This is a genomic window from Duganella sp. CT11-25, from assembly GCF_047302815.1.
Taxonomy (GTDB): domain Bacteria; phylum Pseudomonadota; class Gammaproteobacteria; order Burkholderiales; family Burkholderiaceae_D; genus Rugamonas.
The window spans coordinates 1968486-1992828 of record NZ_JBKBFD010000001.1; the positions used below are offsets into that span (position 1 = coordinate 1968486).

General features: G+C 65.0%; 23 protein-coding genes and 1 riboswitch. Of the genes, 12 read left to right on the forward strand and 11 right to left on the reverse strand.

The features are described 5' to 3' along the window. The first annotated feature begins 44 nt into the window (after positions 1 to 44). A complete protein-coding gene (locus tag ACEN9F_RS08185) occupies positions 45 to 1187 on the forward strand; it encodes a PilT/PilU family type 4a pilus ATPase (protein WP_413419541.1) in 1143 nt (380 codons plus the stop codon). Positions 1188 to 1194: 7 nt separating this feature from the next. On the opposite strand, the gene ACEN9F_RS08190 is transcribed toward ACEN9F_RS08185, so the two are convergent. Continuing rightward, positions 1195 to 1383 carry a hypothetical protein gene (locus ACEN9F_RS08190; protein WP_413419542.1) on the reverse strand — a complete coding sequence of 63 codons (189 nt, stop codon included), beginning with the start codon at positions 1381 to 1383 and terminating at the stop codon, positions 1195 to 1197. Positions 1384 to 1611: 228 nt separating this feature from the next. On the opposite strand from ACEN9F_RS08190, the gene ACEN9F_RS08195 reads away from it, so the two are divergent. Genes ACEN9F_RS08195 through ACEN9F_RS08210 form a run of 4 tightly spaced genes read left to right on the forward strand, consistent with a single transcriptional unit; the run spans position 1612 to position 6058 of the window. Further along, positions 1612 to 1965, forward strand: a complete 354-nt coding sequence (locus ACEN9F_RS08195) for an ArsC family reductase (RefSeq protein ID WP_413419543.1) — start codon at positions 1612 to 1614, stop codon at positions 1963 to 1965. Positions 1966 to 1969: 4 nt separating this feature from the next. Continuing rightward, positions 1970 to 3103, forward strand: coding sequence for a succinyl-diaminopimelate desuccinylase (dapE, locus tag ACEN9F_RS08200; RefSeq protein ID WP_413419544.1), 1134 nt, complete (start codon positions 1970 to 1972; stop codon positions 3101 to 3103). Positions 3104 to 3155: 52 nt separating this feature from the next. Beyond that, on the forward strand, positions 3156 to 4043 hold the full coding sequence (gene prmB / locus ACEN9F_RS08205; RefSeq protein ID WP_413419545.1) for a 50S ribosomal protein L3 N(5)-glutamine methyltransferase: 888 nt from the start codon (positions 3156 to 3158) through the stop codon (positions 4041 to 4043). A 41-nt stretch (positions 4044 to 4084) separates the two neighbouring features. Beyond that, the gene (locus tag ACEN9F_RS08210) at positions 4085 to 6058 is read left to right on the forward strand and encodes an ATP-binding cassette domain-containing protein (RefSeq protein ID WP_413419546.1); all 1974 of its coding nucleotides are present in this window, start codon (positions 4085 to 4087) and stop codon (positions 6056 to 6058) included. Here the strand turns inward: ACEN9F_RS08210 and ACEN9F_RS08215 are convergent. Next, positions 6055 to 6528: a chemotaxis protein CheW gene (locus ACEN9F_RS08215; protein WP_413419547.1), complete on the reverse strand. Its 474-nt coding sequence runs from the start codon at positions 6526 to 6528 to the stop codon at positions 6055 to 6057. The genes ACEN9F_RS08210 and ACEN9F_RS08215 overlap by 4 nt on opposite strands. Positions 6529 to 6655: 127 nt before the next feature. Here ACEN9F_RS08215 and ACEN9F_RS08220 point away from each other — a divergent pair, with 127 nt between their 5' ends. Then, positions 6656 to 7729 carry a CaiB/BaiF CoA transferase family protein gene (locus tag ACEN9F_RS08220; protein ID WP_413419548.1) on the forward strand — a complete coding sequence of 358 codons (1074 nt, stop codon included), beginning with the start codon at positions 6656 to 6658 and terminating at the stop codon, positions 7727 to 7729. Then, complete coding sequence (arfB, locus tag ACEN9F_RS08225; RefSeq protein ID WP_413419549.1) at positions 7726 to 8115, forward strand: alternative ribosome rescue aminoacyl-tRNA hydrolase ArfB; 390 nt, start codon at positions 7726 to 7728, stop codon at positions 8113 to 8115. Before ACEN9F_RS08220 ends, arfB begins: the two co-directional genes overlap by 4 nt. Here arfB and ACEN9F_RS08230 read toward each other — a convergent pair. Further along, on the reverse strand, positions 8105 to 8878 hold the full coding sequence (locus tag ACEN9F_RS08230) for a sulfite exporter TauE/SafE family protein (protein WP_413419550.1): 774 nt from the start codon (positions 8876 to 8878) through the stop codon (positions 8105 to 8107). The genes arfB and ACEN9F_RS08230 overlap by 11 nt on opposite strands. Before the next feature lie 82 nt (positions 8879 to 8960). Here ACEN9F_RS08230 and ACEN9F_RS08235 point away from each other — a divergent pair, with 82 nt between their 5' ends. Next, positions 8961 to 9857 carry a LysR substrate-binding domain-containing protein gene (locus ACEN9F_RS08235; RefSeq protein WP_413419551.1) on the forward strand — a complete coding sequence of 299 codons (897 nt, stop codon included), beginning with the start codon at positions 8961 to 8963 and terminating at the stop codon, positions 9855 to 9857. Positions 9858 to 9867: 10 nt separating this feature from the next. Here the strand turns inward: ACEN9F_RS08235 and ACEN9F_RS08240 are convergent, their stop codons facing one another. The 3 genes from ACEN9F_RS08240 to ACEN9F_RS08250 all read right to left on the reverse strand — a co-directional run bounded on the left by ACEN9F_RS08240 (position 9868) and on the right by ACEN9F_RS08250 (position 14279). Next, positions 9868 to 11733, reverse strand: a complete 1866-nt coding sequence (locus tag ACEN9F_RS08240) for a flagellar assembly protein A (protein ID WP_413419552.1) — start codon at positions 11731 to 11733, stop codon at positions 9868 to 9870. A 126-nt stretch (positions 11734 to 11859) separates the two neighbouring features. After that, complete coding sequence (locus ACEN9F_RS08245) at positions 11860 to 13653, reverse strand: flagellar assembly protein A (protein WP_413419553.1); 1794 nt, start codon at positions 13651 to 13653, stop codon at positions 11860 to 11862. 305 nt (positions 13654 to 13958) lie between these two features. After that, positions 13959 to 14279 carry a hypothetical protein gene (locus tag ACEN9F_RS08250; protein WP_413419554.1) on the reverse strand — a complete coding sequence of 107 codons (321 nt, stop codon included), beginning with the start codon at positions 14277 to 14279 and terminating at the stop codon, positions 13959 to 13961. A 245-nt stretch (positions 14280 to 14524) separates the two neighbouring features. Here ACEN9F_RS08250 and ompR point away from each other — a divergent pair, with 245 nt between their 5' ends. From ompR to ACEN9F_RS08265, 3 genes are read left to right on the forward strand one after another with little or no spacing between them, the layout of a single operon-like run. Next, the gene (gene ompR, locus ACEN9F_RS08255; RefSeq protein ID WP_413419555.1) at positions 14525 to 15292 is read left to right on the forward strand and encodes a two-component system response regulator OmpR; all 768 of its coding nucleotides are present in this window, start codon (positions 14525 to 14527) and stop codon (positions 15290 to 15292) included. 15 nt (positions 15293 to 15307) lie between these two features. Further along, on the forward strand, positions 15308 to 16663 hold the full coding sequence (locus tag ACEN9F_RS08260; protein ID WP_413419556.1) for an ATP-binding protein: 1356 nt from the start codon (positions 15308 to 15310) through the stop codon (positions 16661 to 16663). Beyond that, the gene (locus ACEN9F_RS08265) at positions 16663 to 17331 is read left to right on the forward strand and encodes a hypothetical protein (protein WP_413419557.1); all 669 of its coding nucleotides are present in this window, start codon (positions 16663 to 16665) and stop codon (positions 17329 to 17331) included. The genes ACEN9F_RS08260 and ACEN9F_RS08265 overlap by 1 nt, the downstream gene beginning before the upstream one ends. A 9-nt stretch (positions 17332 to 17340) precedes the next feature. On the opposite strand, the gene ACEN9F_RS08270 is transcribed toward ACEN9F_RS08265, so the two are convergent. Further along, positions 17341 to 17829: an Imm26 family immunity protein gene (locus tag ACEN9F_RS08270; RefSeq protein WP_413419558.1), complete on the reverse strand. Its 489-nt coding sequence runs from the start codon at positions 17827 to 17829 to the stop codon at positions 17341 to 17343. 167 nt (positions 17830 to 17996) lie between these two features. Next, positions 17997 to 18094, forward strand: a riboswitch (TPP riboswitch). A gap of 55 nt (positions 18095 to 18149) precedes the next feature. On the opposite strand from ACEN9F_RS08270, the gene ACEN9F_RS08275 reads away from it, so the two are divergent. Then, positions 18150 to 20285 carry a TonB-dependent siderophore receptor gene (locus ACEN9F_RS08275; protein WP_413419559.1) on the forward strand — a complete coding sequence of 712 codons (2136 nt, stop codon included), beginning with the start codon at positions 18150 to 18152 and terminating at the stop codon, positions 20283 to 20285. Here ACEN9F_RS08275 and ACEN9F_RS08280 read toward each other — a convergent pair. The 4 genes from ACEN9F_RS08280 to ACEN9F_RS08295 are packed head-to-tail and all read right to left on the reverse strand — an operon-like array spanning position 20282 to position 24312. Continuing rightward, a complete protein-coding gene (locus tag ACEN9F_RS08280) occupies positions 20282 to 21013 on the reverse strand; it encodes a hypothetical protein (RefSeq protein ID WP_413419560.1) in 732 nt (243 codons plus the stop codon). The genes ACEN9F_RS08275 and ACEN9F_RS08280 overlap by 4 nt on opposite strands. 10 nt (positions 21014 to 21023) lie before the next feature. Continuing rightward, positions 21024 to 21542, reverse strand: coding sequence for an AAA family ATPase (locus tag ACEN9F_RS08285; RefSeq protein WP_413419561.1), 519 nt, complete (start codon positions 21540 to 21542; stop codon positions 21024 to 21026). Next, positions 21539 to 22204 (reverse strand): nicotinamide riboside transporter PnuC, encoded by a 666-nt coding sequence (pnuC, locus tag ACEN9F_RS08290; protein ID WP_413419562.1) that lies wholly within the window; start codon positions 22202 to 22204, stop codon positions 21539 to 21541. Before pnuC ends, ACEN9F_RS08285 begins: the two co-directional genes overlap by 4 nt. After that, positions 22204 to 24312, reverse strand: a complete 2109-nt coding sequence (locus ACEN9F_RS08295) for a S46 family peptidase (RefSeq protein ID WP_413419563.1) — start codon at positions 24310 to 24312, stop codon at positions 22204 to 22206. Before ACEN9F_RS08295 ends, pnuC begins: the two co-directional genes overlap by 1 nt. Positions 24313 to 24343 lie beyond the last annotated feature (31 nt).

Consider the following 24343-nt stretch of genomic DNA (forward strand, 5'->3'; position numbering starts at 1 on the left):
CTCGTCGCAGACAGTCCCCGTTTTTTGATTTTGAGGAGACTGTCATGGCAATGGACCGCTTGTTCCAGCTGATGAAGGAAAAAAACGCCTCGGATATGTTCTTCGCGGTGAATTCGCCGGTACACATCAAAATCAACGGCAACCTGATCCCCATCAACCAGCAAAAGCTCGAACCGGACAACATCCAGTCGCTGCTGTCGGAAATCGCCAGCCCCGCGCAGATGGAAGAACTGTCCGCGACCAATGAGCTGAACATGGGCGTATCGGTGCCCAACCTGGGCCGCTTCCGCCTGTCCGCGTTCAAGCAGCGCGGCACCATCTCCGCCGTATTCCGCTTCGTGCCCGCCACCATCCCGGTGCTGGCCGACCTGCAGCTGCCGCCGGTGCTGGCGGACCTCATCATGGAAAAGCGCGGCCTGCTGCTGCTGGTCGGCTCGACCGGCTCCGGCAAATCGACCACCATCGCCTCGATGCTGGATCACCGCAACGAACTGCGCTCCGGCCATATCCTGACGCTGGAAGATCCGATCGAGTACCTGTTCAAGAACAAGAAATCCATCGTCAACCAGCGCGAGATCGGCAGCGACGCCAAGGACTTCTACACCGCGCTGCGCAACTCCATGCGCCAGGCGCCGGACTGCATCCTGATCGGCGAGATCCGCGACAAGGAAACCATGGCGGCCGCGCTGGCCTATGCGCAGTCGGGCCACCTGGTGCTGGCCACCCTGCACGCCAACAACAGCTATAACGCGCTAAACCGTATTATCAGTTTCTACCCGATCGAGAACCGCGCGGCGCTGCTGCAGGATTTGTCGTCGACGGTGAAGGCCATCGTCTCGCAGCGCCTGGTCCGTTCGATCAACGGCGGCACGCGCACGGCGGCCGTCGAAGTGATGGTCAACACGCGCTACATCTCCGACCTGATCGAAAAAGGCGAAATCGGCCAGATCAAGGAAGCGATGGAAAAGAGCATGTCGCCCGGCTCGCAATCGTTCGAGCTGGCCTTGCTCAAGCTGGTGCAGGACGGCTTGATCAGCCAGGACGAGGCCTTGGCCAACGCCGATTCGGCCACCAACCTGTTATGGCTCTTGAATAATGGCCCGGACAGCAAGACCGCCCAGGCCGAACCGGAAGCCAAGAAGCCGGCCGACGAAGCCTCGTTCACCGAATTCACGCTCAACACCTGACGCGATATCAGCCCCCGGCCGCTCCGGCCGGGCGTTCTCCCGCGTACTGCAGGTCATCCTCTTCCAACGCCTGCACCAAACCCCAACCAAGCTGCCGGCGGATGTCGGCGATGGGCGGCGGCGGACAACGCAAGGCCTGCCGCTCGCCCAAATAGTTCCTGATCTGTTCCTTGGTCGGCTTATTCTTCAACTCCATCCCTGAGCTCCCGATCGATATCCATGAAGCGGCATTCCCCCGCTCGATCCATCTTAGGCGCTGGATATCGACACTACCAATGCCATTTCGGCGATCTCCGATAACAATTCAGGATAGGTGGATGGCGAAATAGTCATTACCTAAAAGGCAATCGCGCCCGAGCCGGTAGTCCGGGGGCCGCTGCGCATGGTATTCTGTCGGCCGTCCGCATCATCTCTACCCACGCACATGAAAACCACCCTCTACGGCATCCCCAATTGCGACACTGTCAAGAAAGCCCGCGTCTGGCTGGCCGACCAGCAGCAGGATTTTGTATTCCACGACTTTAAGAAGCAGGGCCTGACGCGCGAGATCGTCGCCAGCTGGCTCCAGCACCTGTCGCGCGACGTGCTGGTGAACCGCAAAGGCACCACCTGGCGCGCCCTGTCCGATGAGCGCAAGGCGTCCATCGTCGACGACGACAGCGCCATCGAGCTGATGCTGGAGAACCCGTCCGTGATCAAGCGCCCGGTGCTGGACAAGGATGGCACCTTTGCCGTGTCCTTCTCCGACGCCCAGTACAAACAAATCTTCAATATCTGACCCCATGACTCCATCCAAGACCCTGGCGCTGACTGAAAAGCTGATCGCCCTCTCCTCTGTCACCCCGGACGATAAAGGCTGCCAGCAGCACCTGATCGATTTGCTGTCGCCGCTGGGCTTTGTCTGCGAGACCATCGAATCGAACGGCGTGACCAATCTGTGGGCGCGCAAGGGCACGACCTCGCCGGTGCTGGTGTTCGCAGGCCATACCGACGTGGTGCCGACCGGTCCTGTCGAGCAGTGGCGCTCGCAGCCCTTCACCCCGACCCACCGCGACGGCAAGCTGTATGGCCGAGGCGCCGCCGACATGAAGACCTCGATCGCCGCCTTCGTGGTGGCCTGCGAAGAGTTCATCGCCGCGCACGCGGACCACAAGGGCTCGATCGCTTTCCTGATCACCAGCGATGAAGAAGGCCCGGCCACCGACGGTACCGTCATCGTCTGCAATATGCTGAAGGAACGCGGCGAGATGCTGGACTACTGCATCGTCGGCGAGCCGACCTCGGACGAGACCCTGGGCGACATGATCAAGAACGGCCGCCGCGGCTCGCTGTCCGGCAAACTGACGATCAAGGGCGTGCAAGGCCATATCGCCTATCCGCAGCTGGCGCGCAACCCGATCCACCTGGCAGCGCCGGCGCTGGCCGAGCTGGTGGCCGAGGTCTGGGACCACGGCAACGAGTACTACCTGCCGACCTCTTGGCAAATGTCCAACATCAACGCAGGCACCGGCGCCAACAACGTCATCCCGGGTGAGATGGTCATCGACTTCAACTTCCGCTTCTCGACCGCCAGCACGCACGAGGAACTGAAACGCCGCGTGCACGCCATCCTCGACAAGCACGCGCTGCACTACGACCTGAAATGGGCGCTGAGCGGCCTGCCGTTCCTGACCCCGCGCGGCACCCTGAGCGATGCGCTGTCGTCGGCGATCAAGTCCGAAACCGGCGTCGATACCGAGCTTTCCACCACCGGCGGCACCTCGGATGGGCGGTTTATCGCTCAGATCTGCCCTCAAGTGATAGAATTCGGGCCTCCCAACGCAAGTATCCACAAGATCGACGAGCATATCGAGCTGCGTTTTGTCGATCCGCTGAAGAATATCTATCGCCGTACGCTGGAAAACCTGCTGGCCTGACCCCGGCAGCGCGCGGCGTGCGCAAACCGATTACCGTTTTACCGAGATAGCCATGAACACGACTCCTTTCACCACGCCGCGCGACCTGCTGCGCCACGCCGTCACCCGCTTCAACACCGCCAAGCTGTTCTTCGGCCACGGCAGCGTCGAAGCCTTCGACGAAGCGGCCTACCTGATCCTGCACACGCTCAAGCTGCCGCTGGACCGCCTGGAGCCCTTCCTGGACGCCAAGCTGCTGCCGGAGGAAATCGACGCCGTGCTGGCCGTGATCGCCCGCCGCACCGACGAGCGCGTGCCGGCCGCCTACATCACCAACGAGGCGTGGCTGGGGACTTACAGCTTCTACGTCGACGAACGCACCATCGTGCCGCGTTCCTTCATCGCGGAACTGATCCCGGAATACTTCGCGCCGTGGGTCAACGAGCCTGAGAACATCGGCAACGTGCTGGAACTGTGCACGGGCTCCGGCTGCCTGGCCATCATGCTGGCCGACGCCTTCCCGGACGCCCACGTGGACGCGGTCGACATCTCGGCCGACGCGCTGGAAGTGGCGAAGAAAAACGTCGCCACCTACAAGCTGGAAGACCGCTTGACGCTGATCCAGTCCGACCTGTACGCCAATGTGCCGGACAAGAAGTACGACCTGATCATCACCAACCCGCCGTACGTGAACTCGTCCTCGATGAGCAAGCTGCCGATGGAATACCGCGCCGAGCCTGAACTGGCGCTGGACGGCGGCAAGGACGGCATGGACCTGGTGCGCAAGATCGTCGCCGGCGCTGCGGAGCGCCTGACCGACGACGGCATCCTGATCGTCGAAATCGGCAACGAGCGCGAGTTCGCCGAAGCCGCATTCGGTGAGCTGGGCCTGACCTGGCTCACCACCAGCAATGGCGACGACATGGTCTTCCTGCTGACCGCCGATCAACTCAAGCTGTAAAGAACAAGAACAATATGATTCGCTTTATTCAAGTAAGCCTGATGCGCGGTATTAAGCCGCTGCTGGAACAGGTCGATGTCACCCTCAACCCAGGCGACAAGATCGGCCTGATCGGCGCCAACGGCGCCGGCAAATCCAGCCTGTTCGCGATGATGCGCGGCGAGCTGCACCCGGACCAGGGCGAAATCGACTTCCCGGCCAAATGGCGCGTCGCCTACGTAGCCCAGGAAACCCCGCCGCTGGACCGCGCGGCGCTCGACTACGCCATCGACGGCGACGTCACCCTGCGCAAGCTGGAAGCGGAACTGGTGCGCCTGGAATCGGAGCCTGAATCGTCCGAGAACGGCATCGCCATCGGCGAGATCTACAGCGCGCTGGCCGATGCCGACGCCTACACCGTGCAGTCGCGCGGCGAGCAGCTGCTGCTGGGCCTCGGCTTCACGATCGACCAGATGCAGCAACCGGTCGCCAGCTTCTCCGGCGGCTGGCGCATGCGCCTGAACCTGGCGCAGGCGCTGATGTGCCCTTCCGACCTGCTGCTGCTCGATGAACCGACCAATCACCTGGATCTGGACGCGATCATCTGGCTGGAAGACTGGCTGAAACGCTACGCCGGCACGCTGCTGATCATCTCCCACGATCGCGACTTCCTCGACGAGGTGGTGAACGTGGTGGTGCACATCGACGAGCGCAAGCTGAAACGCTACTCGGGCAACTACTCGTCCTTCGAACGTCAGCGCGCGGCGCAGATGATCCTGGCCGCCGGCGCGCTGGAAAAGCAGCAGCGCAAGCGCGCCCACCTGGAGTCGTTCGTCAACCGCTTCAAGGCGCAGGCCTCCAAGGCCCGCCAGGCGCAAAGCCGCATGAAGGCATTGGCCAAGATGGAAGAACTGGCGCCGTTGCGTGCCGCCGCCGAATTCTCGTTCGAGTTCCGCGAGCCGCTCAGCGCACCGAACCCGCTGCTGGTGATGGAAGACGTCAACGCCGGCTACAAGATCGAAGACGAAGCCACCGGCGAAATCACCCACAAGACCATCGTCAACAAGATCAAGTTCTCGCTGCAGATCGGCCAGCGCATCGGCCTGCTGGGCGTGAACGGCGCCGGTAAATCGACGCTGATCAAGACCATCGCCGGCGAACTGTCGCCGCTGACCGGCGACGCCACCATGGGCAAGGGCCTGAACATCGGCTACTTCGCCCAGCACCAGGTGGAGATGCTGCGCCACGACGAATCGCCGCTGTGGCACCTGGCGAAGATCGCCCCGACCGTGCGCGAGCAGGAGTTGCGCAACTTCCTGGGTGGCTTCAACTTCCCCGGCACCATGGTCACCAGCTCGATCGCGCCGTTCTCAGGCGGCGAGAAGGCACGCCTGGCGCTGGCGCTGATCGTCTGGCAGCGCCCTAACCTGCTGCTGCTCGATGAACCGACCAATCACCTGGATCTGGAAACGCGCGAGGCGCTGACCGAAGCGCTGGCGCAGTTCGAAGGCACGCTGGTCGTCGTATCGCACGATCGCCATCTGCTGCGCGCCACCACCGACGAATTCATTATCGTCGCCGACGGCAAGCTTCAGCCGTTCGACGGCGATCTGGACGACTACAAGGATTGGCTGTTCAAGACCAAGCTGGGAAAAGGCACCGATGTGCTGCCGGCCGCGGGCAAGGCCAACAAGACCGACTTCCCGGTGACCTCGCCGGTCGCAGCGCCGACCGCCGCCGCCCCTGCCGCCGTCAGCAAAGACCAGAAGCGCCAGCAGGCCGAAGACCGCCAGCGCCTGGCCACGCTGCGCAAGCCGCTGGAGCAGAAGATCAAGCGCCTGGACGACCAGATCGCCAAGCGCAGCGCGCAGAAAGCGGAAGTGGATGAGAAGCTGGGCGAGTCGTCGATCTACGACGCCGCCAACAAGGCCAAGCTGAAACAGCTGCTGGCTGACCAGAGCTTCTTCACCAAGGATCTGGGCCAGCTGGAAGCGGAGTGGCTGGAGTTGCAGGAGCAGTTGGAAGCGCTGGCCTAGGCGGCCTGCCGGGCGCCGAACTGGATCTTTCGGACCGACATCAACTTATCGATGTCGACCACGATCAGGCGGCGCCCGTCCACCTCTCCCAGGCCAAGCAGGTAGTCGACCGCCGCCGCCCCCGCTATCGGCTGGATCTGTTCCAGCGCCAGCGAGACGATATCCGTCACCCCATCCACCACCATCCCCATCACGCAGCTCGACAGCTTGAGAATGATCACGTCCGTCAGCGGATCGTGCTCCGGCGGACGCGGTCCGAATGCGATGCGCATGTCGACGATCGGCATGATGACGCCGCGCGACACCACCACGCCGCTGATAATCTCGCCATCCGACGAAAAGCGCTCCAGCGCCTGCAACGGCCGCAGCTCCTGCACCTTGCTGAAGTCGAGCGCATAATCGAGTCCGCCGAGCCGGAACACCAGATACTGGCGAGACCCGCTCGCGGCTTGCGTATTCGAAGAAGACATGATGATCCTTTCGTCCAGGGACGTGCTGTGACAGGCATGTGCCATCCTACCCGCGCACCTCGTGGCGGGCGTTGATGGGTATCAACCTTCACCCGGCGCAGTGATGCGTGTTTGCTACAATGAGCCCATGAAACCAGACCACCCTCTCGCCGGCATCCGCGTTCTCGACCTGACGCGCCTGCTGCCCGGTCCCGTCGCCACCATGCATCTGGCGGACATGGGGGCGGAAGTGACCAAGATCGAGGATCCCGGCGCCGGCGATTACGCGCGCGTCATGGGGCCGGTGCGCGCCGAGGTGTCGCAGTTCTTTGTGGCCGTCAATCGCGGCAAGCGGATGCTGCGGCTGGACCTGAAGGACGCCGCACACCGCGAACAGCTGCTGGCGATGGTGGAGACGGCCGACGTGCTGGTCGAGAGCTTCCGCCCCGGCGTGATGGACAAGCTGGGCCTGGGCTGGGCGGTCCTGCGCGCGCGCAATCCGAAGCTGGTGATGTGCGCGATCTCCGGCTACGGCCAGCGCGGCCCCTTTGCGCAGCTGGCCGGGCACGATATCAATTACATCGGCTACGCCGGCATGCTGGACCAGAACGCCGGCGCCGACGGCGTGCCCGCGCTGCCCAATCTCCAGGTTGGCGACCTGCTGGGCGGCGCGCAATCGGCGCTGCAAGGCATCCTGGCGGCGCTGGTGGCGGTCAAGATGGGCGGCGCCGGCCGCTTCGTCGATGTGTCGATGGCCGATGCGGTACTGGCCCACAACCTCATGCCGCTGGTGGCCGTCAACAACGGCGCGCCTGTCGCGCCGGGGCGCGACCTGCTGACCGGCGGCGTGCCTTGCTACAGCGTGTACCGCACCGCGGACGAGCGCTACATGGCGGTCGGCGCGCTGGAGCTGAAGTTCTGGCAAGCCTGCTGCGACGTGCTGCAACGGCCCGAGCTGAAGACGCGCCACTGGCAGCTGGGCCAGCAGGTCGGCGGCGAGGATGCGATGGCGCTCAAGGCGGAGCTGGCGGCGATCTTTGCCGGGCGCACGCTGGCGCAATGGACCGCGGCCTTTGCCGCCGCCGACTGCTGCGTGTCGCCGGTGCTGCGCACCGAGGAAGCGCTGGCGCATCCGCTGTTCCAGCACATCGTCGCGCGCCGCGCGCACGAGACGGAGGGCGAGTATTGGGCGGTGTCGCAGCCGGTCAGGTTTGCGCCATGATCGATCTGAATGAAGTCGAGTTCAACGCCATCCGCGCGCAAGGCCCGGGCGGGCAGAACGTCAACAAGGTGTCCAGCGCGGTGCATCTGCGCTTCGACATCGTCAACTCCTCGCTGCCGGAGCATATCAAGGAACGCCTGCTGGCCATGCGCGACCAGCGCATCACCAAGGATGGCGTGGTGGTGCTGAAGGCGCAGCAGTCGCGCAGCCAGGAGGCCAACAAGGAAGAAGCCCTGCGGCGCTTGCAGGAGCTGGTCGACAGCGTGAAGGTGCTGCCCGCCGTGCGCCGCGCGACCAAGCCGACGCGCAGCTCGCAGCGCAAGCGCCTGGACGGCAAGGCCAAGGACGGCGAGCGCAAGCAACTGCGCGGCAAGATCAGCCTGTAGCGATGCGCAGCAGCTGGTGTGCGCCCAGCGCCACCAGGCTCACAAAGAAGCAGCGGCGGAACAGGGCCGCCCGCATGCGGTCGCGCAGCCATTGACCCAGCATCATGCCGCCGCAGGCCGGCAGCAGCGCCAGGAACGAACTGCCCGCGGCCGATGCCTGCCACTGGCCCCGGCAGACCAGCGTCACCGCCAGCGCCAATGTGGAGACGGTGAAGGCCAGCCCCATCGCCTGCACCAGGTCGTCCTTGTCCAGGTCCAACGCTTGCAGATAAGGAGCGACCGGCATCACGAACACGCCGGTGACGGCGGACATGGCGCCCGTCGCCGCGCCGGCCAGCGGCCCGGCCCAGCGCTGATGGCGCGCCGCCACCCGCATGCGCCAGCCGGTCAGTCCCAGCAAGCCGTAGCCTGCCAGCGCCAGCCCAAGCACCGCGCTCGCCAGCAGGGAGCCCATCGTCGGCCCGCCGTCCACCGCGTCGCCGCTCAACCAGGCGCCTGCGGCGCCGGCAATGGCGGTTCCGACGCAGATCCCGGCCAGCAGCGGCCGGAAGCGGCGCCACAGCGGATACAGCGCGGGCCCCACCGCCAGCTGCCATACATTCGTTACAGACGAAGGCACGATGAGCAGCGCCGCAGCCTCCAGCGGCGACATCCGCAACGTCAGCAGCGCCACCGCCACCGTCGGCAGCCCCATCCCGGTCACACCCTTGACCAGCCCTGCCAATACGAAGACCAGCCCAACAAACAACAAAGAAGTATCCATGCCACCATTCTGCCCGCATACGCCGCAGCTGAAAATGTGGAATATACTGATCCAGACTTCGTATTATCCATAGGCTGACACCATGCGCTTCGACCTGACCGACCTCAAACTCTTCGTCCACATCGCCGAAAGCGGCAGCATCACCTCCGGCGCCCAGCTGGCGCACCTGGCGCTGCCCTCGGCCAGCGCCCGCATACGCGGCATGGAGGAGTCGCTCGGCGTGCCGCTGCTCGAACGCGGCCGGCGCGGCGCCGAGCCGACGCAAGCGGGCCGCGCTCTGCTGCACCACGCCCGCGCCATCGCCCGGCAAGTGGAAGACATGCGCGCCGACCTGGCCGAATTCTCCTCCGGCGTCAAAGGCCAGGTGCGCCTGCTCTGCAACACCTCCGCCATGACCGAATTCCTGCCCGACGCGCTGGCCGCCTTCCTGGCCGTCCATCCGCAACTCAGCATCGACCTGGAGGAACGCCTCAGCCGCGACATCGTGCAGGCCGTGACCGACGGCGTGGCCGATATCGGCATCGTCAGCGACGCCGTCGACAGCTCGGCCTTGCAAACCTTCGCCTTCCGCGACGATCCGCTGGTGCTGGTGATGGCGCGCGAACATCCGCTGGCGCGCCAGCTGGGCAAGAAGCGCAGCATGCCGTTCGCCGATGCGCTGGCCCACGGCTTCATCGGCCTGGCCGGCGATAGCGCGCTGCAGCGGTACGCCGCCGAGCAGGCGTCGCGCCTCGGCTTGAGATTGCATTGCAAGATCAGGCTGCGCAGCTTTGAAGCGATCTGCCGCATGGCCGCCAGCGGCGCCGGGCTGGCATTGCTGCCGGAAGCGGCGGCCGCCCGCAGCGGCAACCTGGAGCAGTTGCGCGTGGTGAGGTTGAATGACGATTGGGCCGGCCGCAAGCTGCTGATCTGCGTGCGCGATCACGCCGCCCTGCCCGTCTACGCGCGCGACCTGGTCGCCGCGCTGCGCCGGAGCTAGTTCCGCGCGGCTAGTCTGATTCCAGATGCCAGTCGATCGGCCCGACATGGCCGAAGAACAGCTTGGCCATGCCGGCCGCCGCGGTACGCACCTTGGCCTTCACCTCCTTGGCCGGCCGGTCATACGCCGGCGGACCGTCCGGCACAAAGCTCATGGTCCGCAGCAGCACATCGCCGGTCAGCAGCTGCACCGAACAGCGCGAGCCACGCATCACCGCCGTCTTTTGCCGCTGCACCTTGGTGACCTCTTCCTGCGCCTGCTCCTGCTGTACCTGCGCCGCCTTCATCGCCAGCGAAATCTTGGCCACCGCCCGCAGCGACGGACCGACCGCCGCCGCCATTTTGTGGAACAGGGGTTCCTGCTCCGGCGTCAGCATCACCTCGCGCTTGCGCACGCGGGTCGCCAGCGTCAGGTAATTGCGCACCTCGGTCTGGCCGGTGATCTCGTCCATCTCTTCCTTGCGCAGCTGGGCCTCGCGCTGCGCCTGCGTCACTTTCGGCTGCAGCTCGGCGATCTTCTTGTCGAACTTGGACGTATCCGGCACCAGCGTGTAGAGCAGCATCTCGTTGTTCTTGCGCGGCCCCGCGTGCACGATCTCTATCCTGCGCGCCGCGATGGCGCAGCCTTCGGCCACCTTGATGACGACCTCCTCCGCCATGATCTCGCAGTTGCTCGCCTCGCCGATCACCACCCGCGTACCGGAGATGATGCAGCTCTCCGCCCGCGCCAGCGCCACCTCGCCTTTTTTCGTCTGCAGCACCGCGCCCGAGGCCACGCCCTGCACCCGTATGCCGCCGTCCGCATTGGTGGCCGAGCCGCCCATCAGGTTACGGCTCAGGACAATGTCGCCGCCGCGCGAAGTGATATTGCCGAACACGTCGCCGTGGATGGTGATGTTGCCGCCGTCGACCGAGCGCTGCTCCTGCACGTCGCCGAACTCCTCGTACTCGCCGGTCAGTTGCAGGTTGCCGGTGGTGCGCGCGCTGACGCCCTCGCGGCTGATGATCTTGGGACCGATGGAAAGCCGCTTGCTGCCGGGGTCCACGCTGAGGAAGCCTTCGACCGCCGACACCAGGAACTCGCCGCCGCGCAGGTTCTCGATCACCGTCCCCTCGCCGGCCACGCTGGTCAGTTCGATATCCTTGGGCACCGGCGGCTCCAGCACCAGGCCGGACAGCTCGAATCCCCGCACGCCCGGCGTGCGCGGCACCTTGCGCAGCAGCTTGACGTGCGGCTGCACCTGCGGGAAGCGGTTCTGGAACGCCTGCAGATCCAGCTTGCCGTCGGAAAGCTCGCGCGGCGCATTGCTGCGGTGGATATCCTGCGACACCTCGACGATGGCGGCGTCGCGGCCCGGCGTCGCGTTCAGGCGGCGCGCCACGATGATGCGCGCCAGGCGCCCGGTGGCGATGACGTCGCGCACTGCCGGCGCGTCGATGCCGAAGCGTATGCCCTTGACCCACATATCGGAGACGAATTCGTCGAAGTTCAGCCGCGCCGGCTGCGGCGGCAGGTCCGGGATCTCGAAGAACACCGGCTCGAAATAGTATTCCGCCTCGCCGTTGATGACCTTGACGGTCTTGTACAAGCCGCGGCGCGGTGCATGGAAAGGTTCGATGCTGTCGGCAAAGCGCAGCAGCGGCTTGCCGCGCTGGCTCTCCGGCAGGTCCGGGCCGCAGTTGTACAGCATCTTAGTGAAGACGGCGTAATCGAGGCCCGCGAAATAGGCGCTGCTGAGGAAGATCTGGCTGACCGCCGACAGGCAGGACACCGCCGAGGCATCCGCCTCGAAATAAATCCCGTCCGCGCGCTTGACGATCGCTGCAGGCAGATCGCCTTCCGCGGTTTGTTCCAACGTCGTCGCGTCGTTTGACACAGTCTATCCTCGGGAAGATGTACGTCAGGGCGCCAGCATGCGGCGGCACCCCTTCACTTTTTGATGTAAGCCAAGATTAGCATGAACGGCGCAGCTTGTGCGCGCGAAGCGGCAGGCGTGCCAAGGCTAGCCCGCCACCGGCCGCTGGCGCGGATTCAAGTGCCAGTCCAGCGACCCCGTACTCTCGGCGAACAGCAGTTCGCCGCCGGTCGGGGTGCCGCGCAGGCGCTGCTTGATGTCCTTGGGCGGCAGCTGCGTCAGCACCGAGGTGTCGGCCGCGAACAGCATGGTGCGCACGATCGTCTCGCCGCTGACCATGTGCAGGCCGCAGCGCGCGATGCCGGCCGCCTCCACCTTCTGCTCGATCACGCGCGCCAGCCGGTCCGACAGCAGCTTGTGCTGGGTCTGGCCCGCCTGCAGGTCGAGCTTGAGCTTGCTGATCGCCTGCAGCTCGTTCGCCACCGCGGCGGCGATCTTGCGCAGGAACTGGCCCTGCTCCGGCGTCAGCGTCAACTCCTGCGTGCGCAGCTTGGCCGCCAGCGCCAGGTAGCGCCGCACGTCCGGCAGCGCCGCGATGCGGTCCATCTCTTCCTGGCTGGCCTGGTTGGCCTGGTCGAAGGCCGCCACGCGCAGATCCAGTTCGGCGATCTCCTGGTCGAACTGCGTCACGTCCTTGACCAGCACGTAGATCACCATCTCGGTGCGGCGGCGCGGACCGGCGCTTTCGATTTCGACATTGCGGCCCGCCACGGCGCAGCCCTCGGCCATCGAGATGAAGATCTCGTCGGCGATGATTTCACAATTCGAGGCTTCGTCCACCTTGACGCTGCTGCCGGAGATGACGCAGTTCTCGGCGCGGGCGATGGTGACCTTGCCGTTCCCGGTATGGATCACGGAGTTGGACGCCACGCCGGCGATGCTGATGCTGCCGGCCACATTGTCGATGCTGCCGCTGACCAGGTTCTTGTCCAGCACCACGGTGCCGCCGCGCGAATTGATATTGCCGTAGACGTTGCCGTGCACCGTGATATCGCTGCCGGTGACCTCGCGCTGCTCCTGCACGTCGCCGTATTCCTCGTAGGCGCCGGCCAGCTGCAAATTGCCGGTGGTGCGGCCGCTCACGCCTTCCAGGCTGATGATCTTGTCGGTGATGGAGATGCGGTTGGACTTCGAGTCCACGCTGAGGAAACCCTCGCGCGTGGAGACCAGGTATTCGCCGTCCTCCAGCATCCTGGCCTCGGTGCCGTCGCCGGCAAAGAAGCGCAGCGTCAGATCCTTGGGCGGCTCCGGCGCCGTCATGCGGCCGCTCAGGTCGAAACCAGGCAGGCCGGCCACGGCGGGCTGCTTCTTCAGCAGCCGCATATTGTCCTTGATCTGAGGGAAGCGGTTCTGGAAGCTTTGCAGGTCGATGCGGCCGTCGGCGCGCGCCTTGGGGGCGTCGCTGCGGTGCAGGTCCGACGACACCTCCACCACGGTCGCGTCCTGGCCCGGCTCCGGCTCCAGGTCGGTGGCGAAGGTGATGCGGTCCGGCTTGGACGAGGCCATGGCCGCCGACACCGCAGCGATGTCGATACCGAAGCGGATACCCTTGTTCCACATGTCGGCCACGAATTCATCGATGTCCAGGCGCGTCTGGCGCTCGGGGATCACGGTGCCGTCGGGCAGCGTCATCTCCTCTAGGTACAGCAACTCGAAATAGTATTCGGCATAGCCGTGGGCCATCTTGGGATTCTTGTACAGGACCAGGCGCTCGGCATCGAACAAGCGCATGTCGCTGGCCAGCCGTACCGCCTGCGCCGCACCCAGGTCGGGGCCGACGCCGTACAGCGCCTTGATCAGCACCGGATAATTCAGGCCGGGGAAGTAGCAGCCGGATTGGAAGACATGGTTGACCGCGGCGATCAACGCCGGCTGTGCCATACCCAGATCGATATAAATACCGTCTGCTCGCTTTACCAAGCCAATAGGCAAGCCCAGTCCGGAAGCTTGTGGCTCCTGGCCTGCGGCGAGCGCTGCGGATGCAACGTCTTGAACCACGATCTTCCTCCAAACGGCACGCATGGGCCGAAAGGCGTTGCGTGTAATTAATTAATCTTACACGCGGACCAAGCAAAAGGAAGGAAATTCAATAGAGGAAACTATACGACTGTGAATTTATTGATACACATCAATAATATTCAAATAACAATCGTACCGTTTTATTATCAGGCTATCAATGAAGCCGCTCAGCGGCGCGGCGGATTCGCGTAGATATCCTGGCCCACTTCATTGATCTGGCGGCGCAGGTCGCGCCGTTCGTCCGGCGTCATGCGGCCGACGCGGCGGCTCATTTCCGCATTGCGGCTGGCCTCCTGCATGGCGCGGCGCTGCTCCTCGGCACGGGCCTCGTAGTTGCGCTGATCGGCCGCCTGGCGCGATTGCTCCGGCTGGCGCGCATCCTGGCGATCGCGCGGACCGCCCTGCTGCTGCGACGGCGGATCACGGCGCTGCGGGCCGTCGCCGTCGGCATGCGCCAAGGCCGGGCCCAGCAAACCGCTGCACAGCAAAATGGAACCCGTGAGGGATCGAACGCAAAAAGATGCGCTAGCTGCCGCGTGTATTTTTTTGTGATCGATGAACATGGTGTTCCTAAAAAGCTGAATCTATGCCCGCAGTGTATGATGCTTTAACTGAGGGGGTAAGGCTAATTGGGTAAAGTTTGTAACACTTTGTAATGGGTCGTCACAGACGTTTTCGCAGGACGAATATGACGTTACCATAGCAACATGAATATGACAAATCTGGCAGGCAAATGACGACCACAACGACTGAATCCGGCAACACCTCCGCCAACCAGCATGGCCACCAGGCCAAGATTATGGTAGTGGACGACGACGTTCGTCTGCGCGACCTGCTGCGGCGCTACCTGACCGAGCAAGGCTTCAACGTCTTCACCGCCGAGAGCGCGACCGCCATGAACAAGCTGTGGCTGCGCGAGCGCTACGACCTGCTGGTGCTGGACCTGATGCTGCCCGGCGAAGACGGCCTGTCGATCTGCCGCCGCCTGCGCGGCGCCGGCGACCAGACGCCGATCATCATGCTGACCGCCAAGGGCGAGGACGTCGACCGCATCGTCGGCCTCGAGATGGGCGCCGACGACTACCTGCCGAAGCCGTTCAACCCGCGCGAACTGGTGGCCCGCATCGGCGCCGTGCTGCGCCGCCGCGGTCCGGACGAGATTCCGGGCGCGCCGTCGGAAACCCCGCAATCGTTCGAGTTCGGCCAGTTCGTGCTGGACCTGGGCACGCGCACGCTGAAGAAAAGCGGCGAGACCGTGCCGCTGACCACCGGCGAATTCTCGGTACTGAAAGTATTCGCCCGCCATGCGCGCCAGCCGCTGTCGCGCGAAAAGCTGATGGAACTGGCGCGCGGCCGCGAATACGAAGTGTTCGACCGCAGCCTGGACGTGCAGATCTCGCGCCTGCGCAAGCTGATCGAGCCGGATCCATCGAGCCCGCTGTACATCCAGACCGTCTGGGGCCTCGGCTATGTCTTCATTCCGGAGGGGCAGCCGCGCTAAGGCGCGGAAGCGCGCATGAAGTTCCCGTTTTCTTTTCGCGTGGCCAGCCTGAAGAGCGGCCTGTTCTGGCGCACCTTCTTTTTGCTGGGCGCTCTCACCACGACCAGCATGACGGCCTGGGTCGGCATGATCAGCGTGGTGCAGCACGAGCCGCAGGTGCAGCAGATCTCCGCCCAGGTGATCTCGGTGGTCACCATCACCCACGCCGCCCTGACCCACTCCGCGCCCGAACTGCGGCGCGAACTGCTGTTCGAACTGGTCTCCAACGAAGGCATCCGTGTGTTCCCGCTGGAGGAGGACGACAAGGTCGAGCCACCGTCCGACAACGCGCTGATGCCCGACATCGAAAAGCTGGTCAAGGCCAAGCTGGGCGCCGACACCCGCTTCTCGGCCAAGGTCAACGGCGTATCGGGCTTCTGGGTCAGCTTCAAGATCGACGACGACGCCTACTGGCTGATGCTGGAGCGCGAACGCATCCGCGGCCTGACCGGCATCCAGTGGCTGGGCTGGGCCAGCGTGGTGTCGGTGGTGTCGCTGCTGGGCGCGGCCTTCATCTCCAGCCTGATCAACCTGCCGCTGCGCCGCCTGACGCAAGCCACGCGCGCCTTCGCGCAGGGCAAGCGCCCCGATCCGCTGCCGGAAAAAGGCCCGATCGAAATCATGGAGGCCAACCGCAGCTTCAACCAGATGGTCGACGAGTTGCAGCAGGTGGAGTCGGACCGCGCCGTGATCCTGGCCGGCATCTCGCACGACCTGCGCACGCCGCTGGCGCGCATGCAGCTGGAAGTGGAGATGGCCAACCTGTCCAATGAGGCGCGCGAAGGCATCCAGTCCGACATCGGCCAGATGGACGCCATCATCGGCCAGTTCCTCGACTACGCCAAGCCGACCGAGGCGTCCAGCTTCATCAACGTCGACATCAGCGAACTGCTGCGCGACACCGCGCACGAAGCCGGCCGCCTGCCCGAGCTGCGCATCAGCACCGACATCGCCGACGACGCCCACGCGATGGGCAACGCCACCGACCTCAAGCGCGTCATCAACAACCTGATCGAAAATGCCCGCCGCTACGGCAGGACGCCGGACGGCGATGCGACCGAGATCGACATCAAGTGCAGCGTCAAGGGCATGCACACCGCCAAGCGCGTCGTCATCGAAGTGCAGGACCACGGCAGCGGCGTGCCGGACGACCAGATCGAACAGCTGCTCAAGCCTTTCACGCGGCTGGACACGGCGCGCGGCCAGGCCAACGGCGCCGGGCTGGGACTGGCGATCGTCGAGCGCGTGCTGCAGCGCCACGGCGCCGAGCTGACCGTGCGCAACCGCGACGGCGGCGGCCTGCTGATCCAGATCGTGATGAAGGCGGTGTGATGCGCCGTCTCTGGTTCAGCGCCGCCCTGGCGGCCGCCGGCATCGCCGGCGCGGCGGCGCCCATCCAGCAGCGCGAGGCGAGCACCGAAGAGCGCAGCGCCTTCGATGCGTTCTACCGCGAGCGCCTGCCATCGGGAATCGATGGCGCGCCGTCGCTGTTCGCGCCCGCGTTCGACATTTCGCGCCGCCGCGGCGAGCCGTGGCAAGTCATCGCCCGCGTCGATTCGGCGCCGCGCCACTTTGCCTCCGACCTGTGCCGGCAGGTGCGCTCCAGTTTCATCTACGATACCAGGGCCAAGAGCTGGGGTCCCTCGGCCGCGGCGCCGGAATGGCAGGTCTGGCTGACCAGGCCCGACGTCCCCTGCGCCGCGGCCCGCTACACCGTGAGGATGGACCCGGCCGTGCCGAAAGCCGACGCCGCGAATCTGCTGCGCCAGCACCGCGAACTGCTGCTGCGGGCGCGCCTGCTGTTCGCCGGCAATTCGGAATGCGCGCGCCAGCGCGCGCTCACCTTCCGCCTGAGCGCCATCGAACCGTCCGCGCCGGCCAACGGCGCGCCGGTGATGTTTGGCCTGGTGTTTGAAAGCGACCGCGATACGGTGGCCAGGGTGGCGGTGCGCAAGCACCGCGGCGAGTACGTCGCCTGGAACGTCAGCTGCAAGCTGTAACGGCCGCGCCTAGGCCTTGCGATTGATCGGATGCCCGGCGGGCTCCAGCAGCTTGGTCAGCAGCAGCTCGGTCGAGCCGTAGCCGTACAGCGAATCGGGATCCAGCCCCTGCGTATCGTAGGGCACGGACTCTTCGCGCTCCGAGCGGCTCGGGTCCGCGTCGGAATAGGTCACGCGCCAGGCGCGCTGCAGCGCGTCGGCGCGGCGCAGGAACTGCGGCACCGGCCAGCGCGCCGGGTCCCACTCCTCGATCTGCCCCAGCACGCGCCAGTGGCCGCTGGCCAGCGCCATGTCGCCGCAGCGCAGCACCTTGACCGCGTCGTGCGGCTGCAGGGTATTCAACTCCTCCACCGACGGCAAGCCCGTCAGCTTGGGACCAAACAAATAGGCGAGCATGATCTTGCTGCCCGGCGACAAGCGCGCCACCAGGCCCCAACCATAGCCGCCGTCCAGCAACGGCACGGCAAACCAGCTCCCCTCTTGATACGACTGCCTCATTCCTACCCTTTCACTAGCACGAAGCAGCAAAGGCACGCCAGGATACACCGACATGATGGCGCCTCCACACACGATGTGACCGCTTCGTTAACGCCCCTGTGGCGCAAGTCGCCAGTGTAGCGACGCGGCGCCGAACGCGTCGCACGCCATCGATGTGTGCTACACTGGCAATTCGCTAGGGGTCCTGGAACGTTGTTCCGGGTGAGAGATACCCTTCGTACCTGATCTGGATAATGCCAGCGAAGGAAAGCGCAAAAGTGGTTCTCCCCTCCTTTGATGGCTCTCTTCGCGGCTCCCAGCCGAACACGTAGAGAGCAGATATGTCCAAACCAAACTTTGCAGTATCCGTCATCGCCCTGGCGATGCTCCAGGCGTTTTCCAACGCCCACGCCGAAGAAGCCGCCGCCGACCAGGCCATGCCCGAAGTCGTCGTCAGCGCCGCCAGGACGCGCGCCACCAGCGCCTCGGTGGCCGGTTTCTCCAACGCCCCGCTGCTGGAGACGCCCGCCTCCGTCACCGTGCTGACGGCCCAGCAGATGCTGGACCTGCAAATCCGCTCGACCACCGACGCCGCCAGGTTCGACGCCAGCCTGAGCGATTCCTACAACGCGGTCGGCTACGCCGAGCAGTTCTCGATCCGCGGCTTCAAGCTGGACAACGCCTCCAGCTACCGCAAGGACGGCATGGCCATCCCCGGCGACACCCAGATCCCGCTGGAAAACAAGGAACGCCTGGAAGTGCTGAAAGGCCTGTCCGGCCTGCAGGCCGGCGTCTCCGCGCCGGGCGGCATCGTCAACTACGTCACCAAGCGCCCGACCGACACGCCGCTGCGCTCGGTGGTGCTGGAAGAACGCGAACGCGGCACGCTGTACGGCGCCGTCGACCTCGGCGGCCGCTTTGAAGACCCGCGCTTCGGCTACCGCGTCAACGTCGCCGCCGAACGCCTGCGCTCCTACATCAAGGGCGCGGACGGCAACCGCAAGTTCGTCTCCGCCGCCTTCGACTGGAAAATCTCGCCGCAGGCGCTGCTGCAGATCGACGCCGACTACCAGCGCAAATCGCAGACCACCGCGCCCGGCTTCCAGCTGCTGAACAACGCCACGCTGCCGCTGGTCGACGCCGACGTCATGCTCAACGACCAGCCATGGAGCCGCCCGGTGGAAACCACCAGCAGCAACATCGGCGCGCGCTTCGAGTACAAGTTCTCGTCCGACTGGAGCACCACGCTCAGCGCCAACCAGCACAACTTCAAGCGCGACGACTACACCGCCTTCCCTTACGGCTGCGGCGAGCAGGGACTGTATCCGGGCTACTGCGGCAACGGCGACTACGACGTCTACAACTACATCAGCCTGGGCGAGAAAAAATCGCCGCTGACGGTGCAGGCGCTGGTCCAGGGCCGCTTCGCCACCGGCGCGCTGAAACACGAGTTCACCGGCGGCGCATCGCTGTTCAAGAACAGCGAAAAATGGGGCGACTACCTGTACGACTACTCCGGCGTCAGCAACATCTACCACCCGGTCGTGGTGGCGCCGGCGCCCGGCACCAGCGGCCCGACCTCCGAACGCCGCCGCGACAATGAGCGCGCCGTGTTCGCGCAGGACATCCTGAGCCTGAACGACCAACTCAAGCTGCATGCCGGCGCGCGCTACGTGCAGGTCAAGCGCGACGAGTACGTCGGCGCCGACGACGACGGCGTGGTGCTGCCATACGCGCACACCGACATCGGCTTCTGGCTGCCGAACGTGGCGCTGGTGTACAGCGTGCGCCCCAACGTCTCCGTGTACGCATCGTATGCGCAAGGCCTGGAACATGGCGGCGTGGCGCCGATCGGCACCGAAAACCAGCGCCGCGCGCTGGCGCCGGGCAAATCCAGGCAGGTGGAACTGGGCGTCAAGTCCGACATCCGCCCGGACCTGAGCGCCACCGTGGCGTTGTTCCAGATCCGCAAGGGCCTGGAATACACCGACGCGCAGAACTTCTACGTGCGTAACGGCGAAGCGCAGAACCGCGGCCTGGAACTGGCATTGAACGGCCGCGCCACGCGCGACCTGACGGTGGGCGTATCGGCCACCGCGCTCAACACGCAGCAGAGCGACACCGGCAGCGCGGACCTGGACGGCAAGCGCGTCACCGACGTCGCCGCCTTCAAGTCGTCCGTGTATGCCGATTACGCCGTGCCGCAGGTGCAGGGCCTGAAGGTCGGCGCCAACTGGCAGTACTCGGGCAAGAAGGCCTTCGACGCGGCCAACACCGTGTTCGTGCCGGGCTACCACGTGCTGAACCTGAGCGCCTCCTACGCCACCCGCGTGGGCGGCATGGCCACCACCATCCGTGCAGGCCTCGACAACGCGCTGGACAAGTTCTACTGGCGCGACGTCACGCCGGACCTGGGTGGCTACCTGATGCCGGGCGCCTCGCGCACCTTCCGCATCTCGGCCCAGCTGGACTTCTAGAAAATGTACTGCACGCGCATCGAGAAGCTCTTCGCCGCGCGTGCCGAATTCCTGCCGATCAGGTAGGCGAATTCGTATTTCACTTCCTGCTTGCCGATGTCCCGGTGGCCGTACACCATCGGGCCGGCGCGGTGCGACTGCTGCTGGTACGGCAGCCAGTCGTTCCACTTCCCGACTTCGCCGAACGCCTGCAATCCAGGCTGGAACCACGGCCTCCAGTTGTGCTTGACCTGCAGCTGATAGGCCAGCTCCATGGGATGCTCGCCGCCGCCCGCCGCCACGCGGTAGTCGCGCTGGAAGAACAGGTTGGCGTTGAACTGCGTGCGGCCGATTTCCGTCTGCAGCACCGGCCCCCACTCCAGCGCGTAGCCGTCCTCGCCATCGCGCGCCTTCTCCATCTTGGTGTGCAGCGCCAGGTCGAAGGCATGCTGCCCCTGCGTCAGCATGTAATCGTTCTGCCACGCCGTCGCCACATGGCGGGTGCCGCCGCCATTGACCGTAAACCACTGCGCATACACCTCGGTGTACCAGCGTGACGTGACACCGTAGCCCAGCCCGATCTCGGGCGAAGCGGCGGTGCGATTCTTGTACTGTGCGTGCCAGTATTTGTAGTCGATGGATGCCTGGCCTTCCACATCGTAGGTGGACACCAGGTAGTAGCCGGTATCGGCAAAGGCCGATGGGGAAAGGACAAGTGCGAGGATGGAACAGGCCAACCGCTTCTTCATGACGTCCCTTCTAAGGAGATAAGTAGCGCTCCACTTGCGCGATGCGCCGTTCGGGATCGCCCGACACCAGCAGATAGGGTATCCCACGCACGGCCAGTTCGTCCAGCAGCATGCCGTGGATGATGGCGCAGACCTCCTCGCTCTCGCGCTGGACATCGTCGATCCATGGGATATCCGGCGCGGTCAGCAGCGTAAAGGCGTAGTCGCGCGGATGGGCGTCGGCCAGCGGCGCCAGTTGCGCGTCGATGCCGCCGAAATACTGGCGGCTGTAGACCGCCGTCATCAGCGGCGTGGTGTCGCAGAAAAGATACTGGTTGGCGCGCGGCGCGGCCGCATCCTCGCGGTCGCGCTGCGTGGCGGCGATATGGAACTGGTCCCCGGCGACCGGCACGCGGCCCTCGGTGTCGACGAACTCGCGCAGGTACTCGGGCACCCACAGGGTCCGGTAGCGCAACGCCAGCGCCTCGGCCAGCGTCGACTTGCCGGACGATGCGGCGCCCAGGATGGCCACCCGCGCCGTCACGTTCACTCCAGTACCAGGCGCCCGCCCGAACCGCCGTTGGCGCCGGACGATTGCTGCCAGGCGCGCAGGCCGATCACCGCCATGCCGACGAAGACCGCGTACAGGATCGCCGTCAGGATCAGGTGCTTGTGCAGGTACAGCGCCACGTACAGCACATCGACGATGATCCACACATGCCAGTTTTCGACCTTTTTGCGCGACAGCAGCAGTTGGCCAACCAGGCTGCCGGCGGTCAGGAAGCCGTCCGAATGCGGCACGTCGGTGTCGGTATAGGTCTTGAGGAACCACGCCAGCAGCAGGAAGCCGGCCGCCCAGCCGGCGACGGCGATCCAGCGGCCGCGCGCGTCCAGCGTGGTGACCGGCAGCTGGTCATGCGTGTCGTCGCCGTGCAGCCACTGGTACCAGCCCCAGAACGAGACCGTGATAAACACCAGTTGCAGGCCCATGTCGCCGTACAGCCGCGCACCGTAGAACACCAGCCCGTAGGTGGCCGACGAAATGATGGCGAGCAGCCAGGCCCAATGGCTCTGACGGATGTTGAGCCACACCGTGGCCACCGACAGCAGGAACGACATCAGTTCCAGCGGGGACGTGACAAACCCTGCCAGGTGCAAGGGCATGTTCACGTATTTGAGCAATTCCGCTAAAAGAACCGATAGTCCGTTCATTATTTTTTCGCCGCCGGATATTTGATGGTCATCTCTTTGAGCAGATTATCAGCGTGATCGACTTCCGCCATGACCCACAGCATATAACGAATATCCAGGTGGATGGCGCGGGTGATATCGCGGTCGAAGTACCAGTCCTTGGTGATGGACTCGTAGGTCGAATCGAAATTCAGGCCGATCAACTCGCCCTTCCCGTTCATCACGGCCGAACCGGAATTGCCGCCGGTGGTATCGGCGCTGGTCAGGAAGTCGACCGGCACCGTGCCCAGCACAGGATCCTTGAACTGGCCATAGCGCTTGGCCTTGATCGCCGCCAGCAGCTTGTCCGGCGCGTTGAACGGCTCCTTGCCGGTGTTCTTCTCGACGATGCCTTCGATGGTGGTGAACGGGCCCTTGGTGATGCCGTCCTTCGGCGAGTAAGGCGACACGCTGCCATAAGTCACGCGCAGCGTCGAATTCGCATCGGGATAAACCGGCTTGCCCTGCGATTTCTTCCACGCGATCACGGCCGCCATGTACTGCGGGATCACGCGTTCCAGGTTGCCGTCCAACTCCTTGCGGCGTTCCTTCAATGCCTGCGTCACGCCATCCAGCCTGACCGCCAGCTTGAGGAAGGCGTCGTCCGATGCGGTGATGGCGGCGGCGTCCTTGCCCACCCACGCCAGGCGCTTGGCGGTGTCGCCCAGTTGCGACTGCGCATACAGCGCGGGCACGCCGTCAACGGCCGGCAGCAGCGCGTCCAGCGCCGTCACATGCATGGACTTCGGCAGCGCGGCATAGCGCTGCAGCGCGCCGGTAAAGCGCGCCTGGTCGACGCTGCCGACATACGACTGCTCCAGGCGGTTCAAGCGGGCCTTGATGAAGGCCAGGTCGCGCTGCTGGTAGCCGCTTTCGCGCTCCGCATCCGGCTTGGCGCTTTCCTGCGCCAGGCGGTACAGCGTGGCGCCGCTCTTCAGCAGGTCGCCGGTGGCGGCGACGCTGTAGCCGAATTCCTCGTCGCTGAGCGCGATGTCGGCGGCGATCATCGCATCCAGTTCGGCCAGCATGGTTTTCGAGACGCCGGCCTGCTTGCCGTACCAGGCGCGGAATTCCGCATCCTGCACATCCTTGATGGCGGCGACGTCCTTGCGCGCGAAGCCGTCGATCAGGCCGCGCGTTTTCTTCATCACGTTGTTGAGGCTCTTGACCACGCTCGCATAGCGCACCGCCGATGCGGCGCTGTCCTTGGTCGACGCGGCGATCACGTCCAGGTCGGACTGGATCTCGGCCGCCTTGGCCGGATAGGCGGCGTCGCGCGCGTAGCGGATTTCCGACGGCAGCTTGTAGCGGCTGGTGCGGCCAGGGTAGCCGGCCAGCAGCACCGGATCGCCGTTCTTCAGGCCAGCGGCCGACACCACCAGGAAGTCCTTCGAATGATACGGCACGTTGTCCGGCGACGGATCGGCCGGACGGCCATCCTTGCCGACATAGGCGCGCAGGAAGGAATAGTCGCCGACGTGGCGCGGCCATTCGTAGTTGTCGATGTCGCCGCCGAAGTCGCCGACCGCGTTGGCCGGCGCGTATACCAGGCGCACGTCGCGTATCATCATCTGGCGGATGCGGTAGTACTCAAGGCCGCGATGGAAGGCCGGCACCGAGCAGCGGTAGATCTTGTCGCTCTCGCATTCGGCGATCAGCGCCTTGACGGCCTTCTCCACCGCCTCGTTGCGCTGCTTGCCGCTCATGGACGGCGTGATGTCCTTCAGCACGCGGCCGGTGACGTTTTCCACCTTGTCGGTCACGTAGACCAGCGTATTCGGGCCGCCGGCCAGTTCCTCGGCGCGGGTCTTGGCCAGGAAGCCGTCGGCGATGTAGTTGTGTTCAGGGGTCGCATTGCGCTGGATGGCGCCGTAGGCGCAGTGGTGGTTGGTGACCACCAGGCCGGCGTCCGAGACGAACGACGCCGAGCAGCCGCCCAGCGAGACGATGGCGCTCATCGGATGCTTCGAGAGATCGGCCAGTTTTTCAGCCGGGATGGTGATGCCGATGCGTTTCAGTTCGGATTTGAGCTGCGGCAGCTGGTACGGCTGCCATTGGCCTTCGTCGGCCTGGACGGCGGCGGTAGCCACCAGCAGCGCCGGAATTACTAGTTTTTTTAAC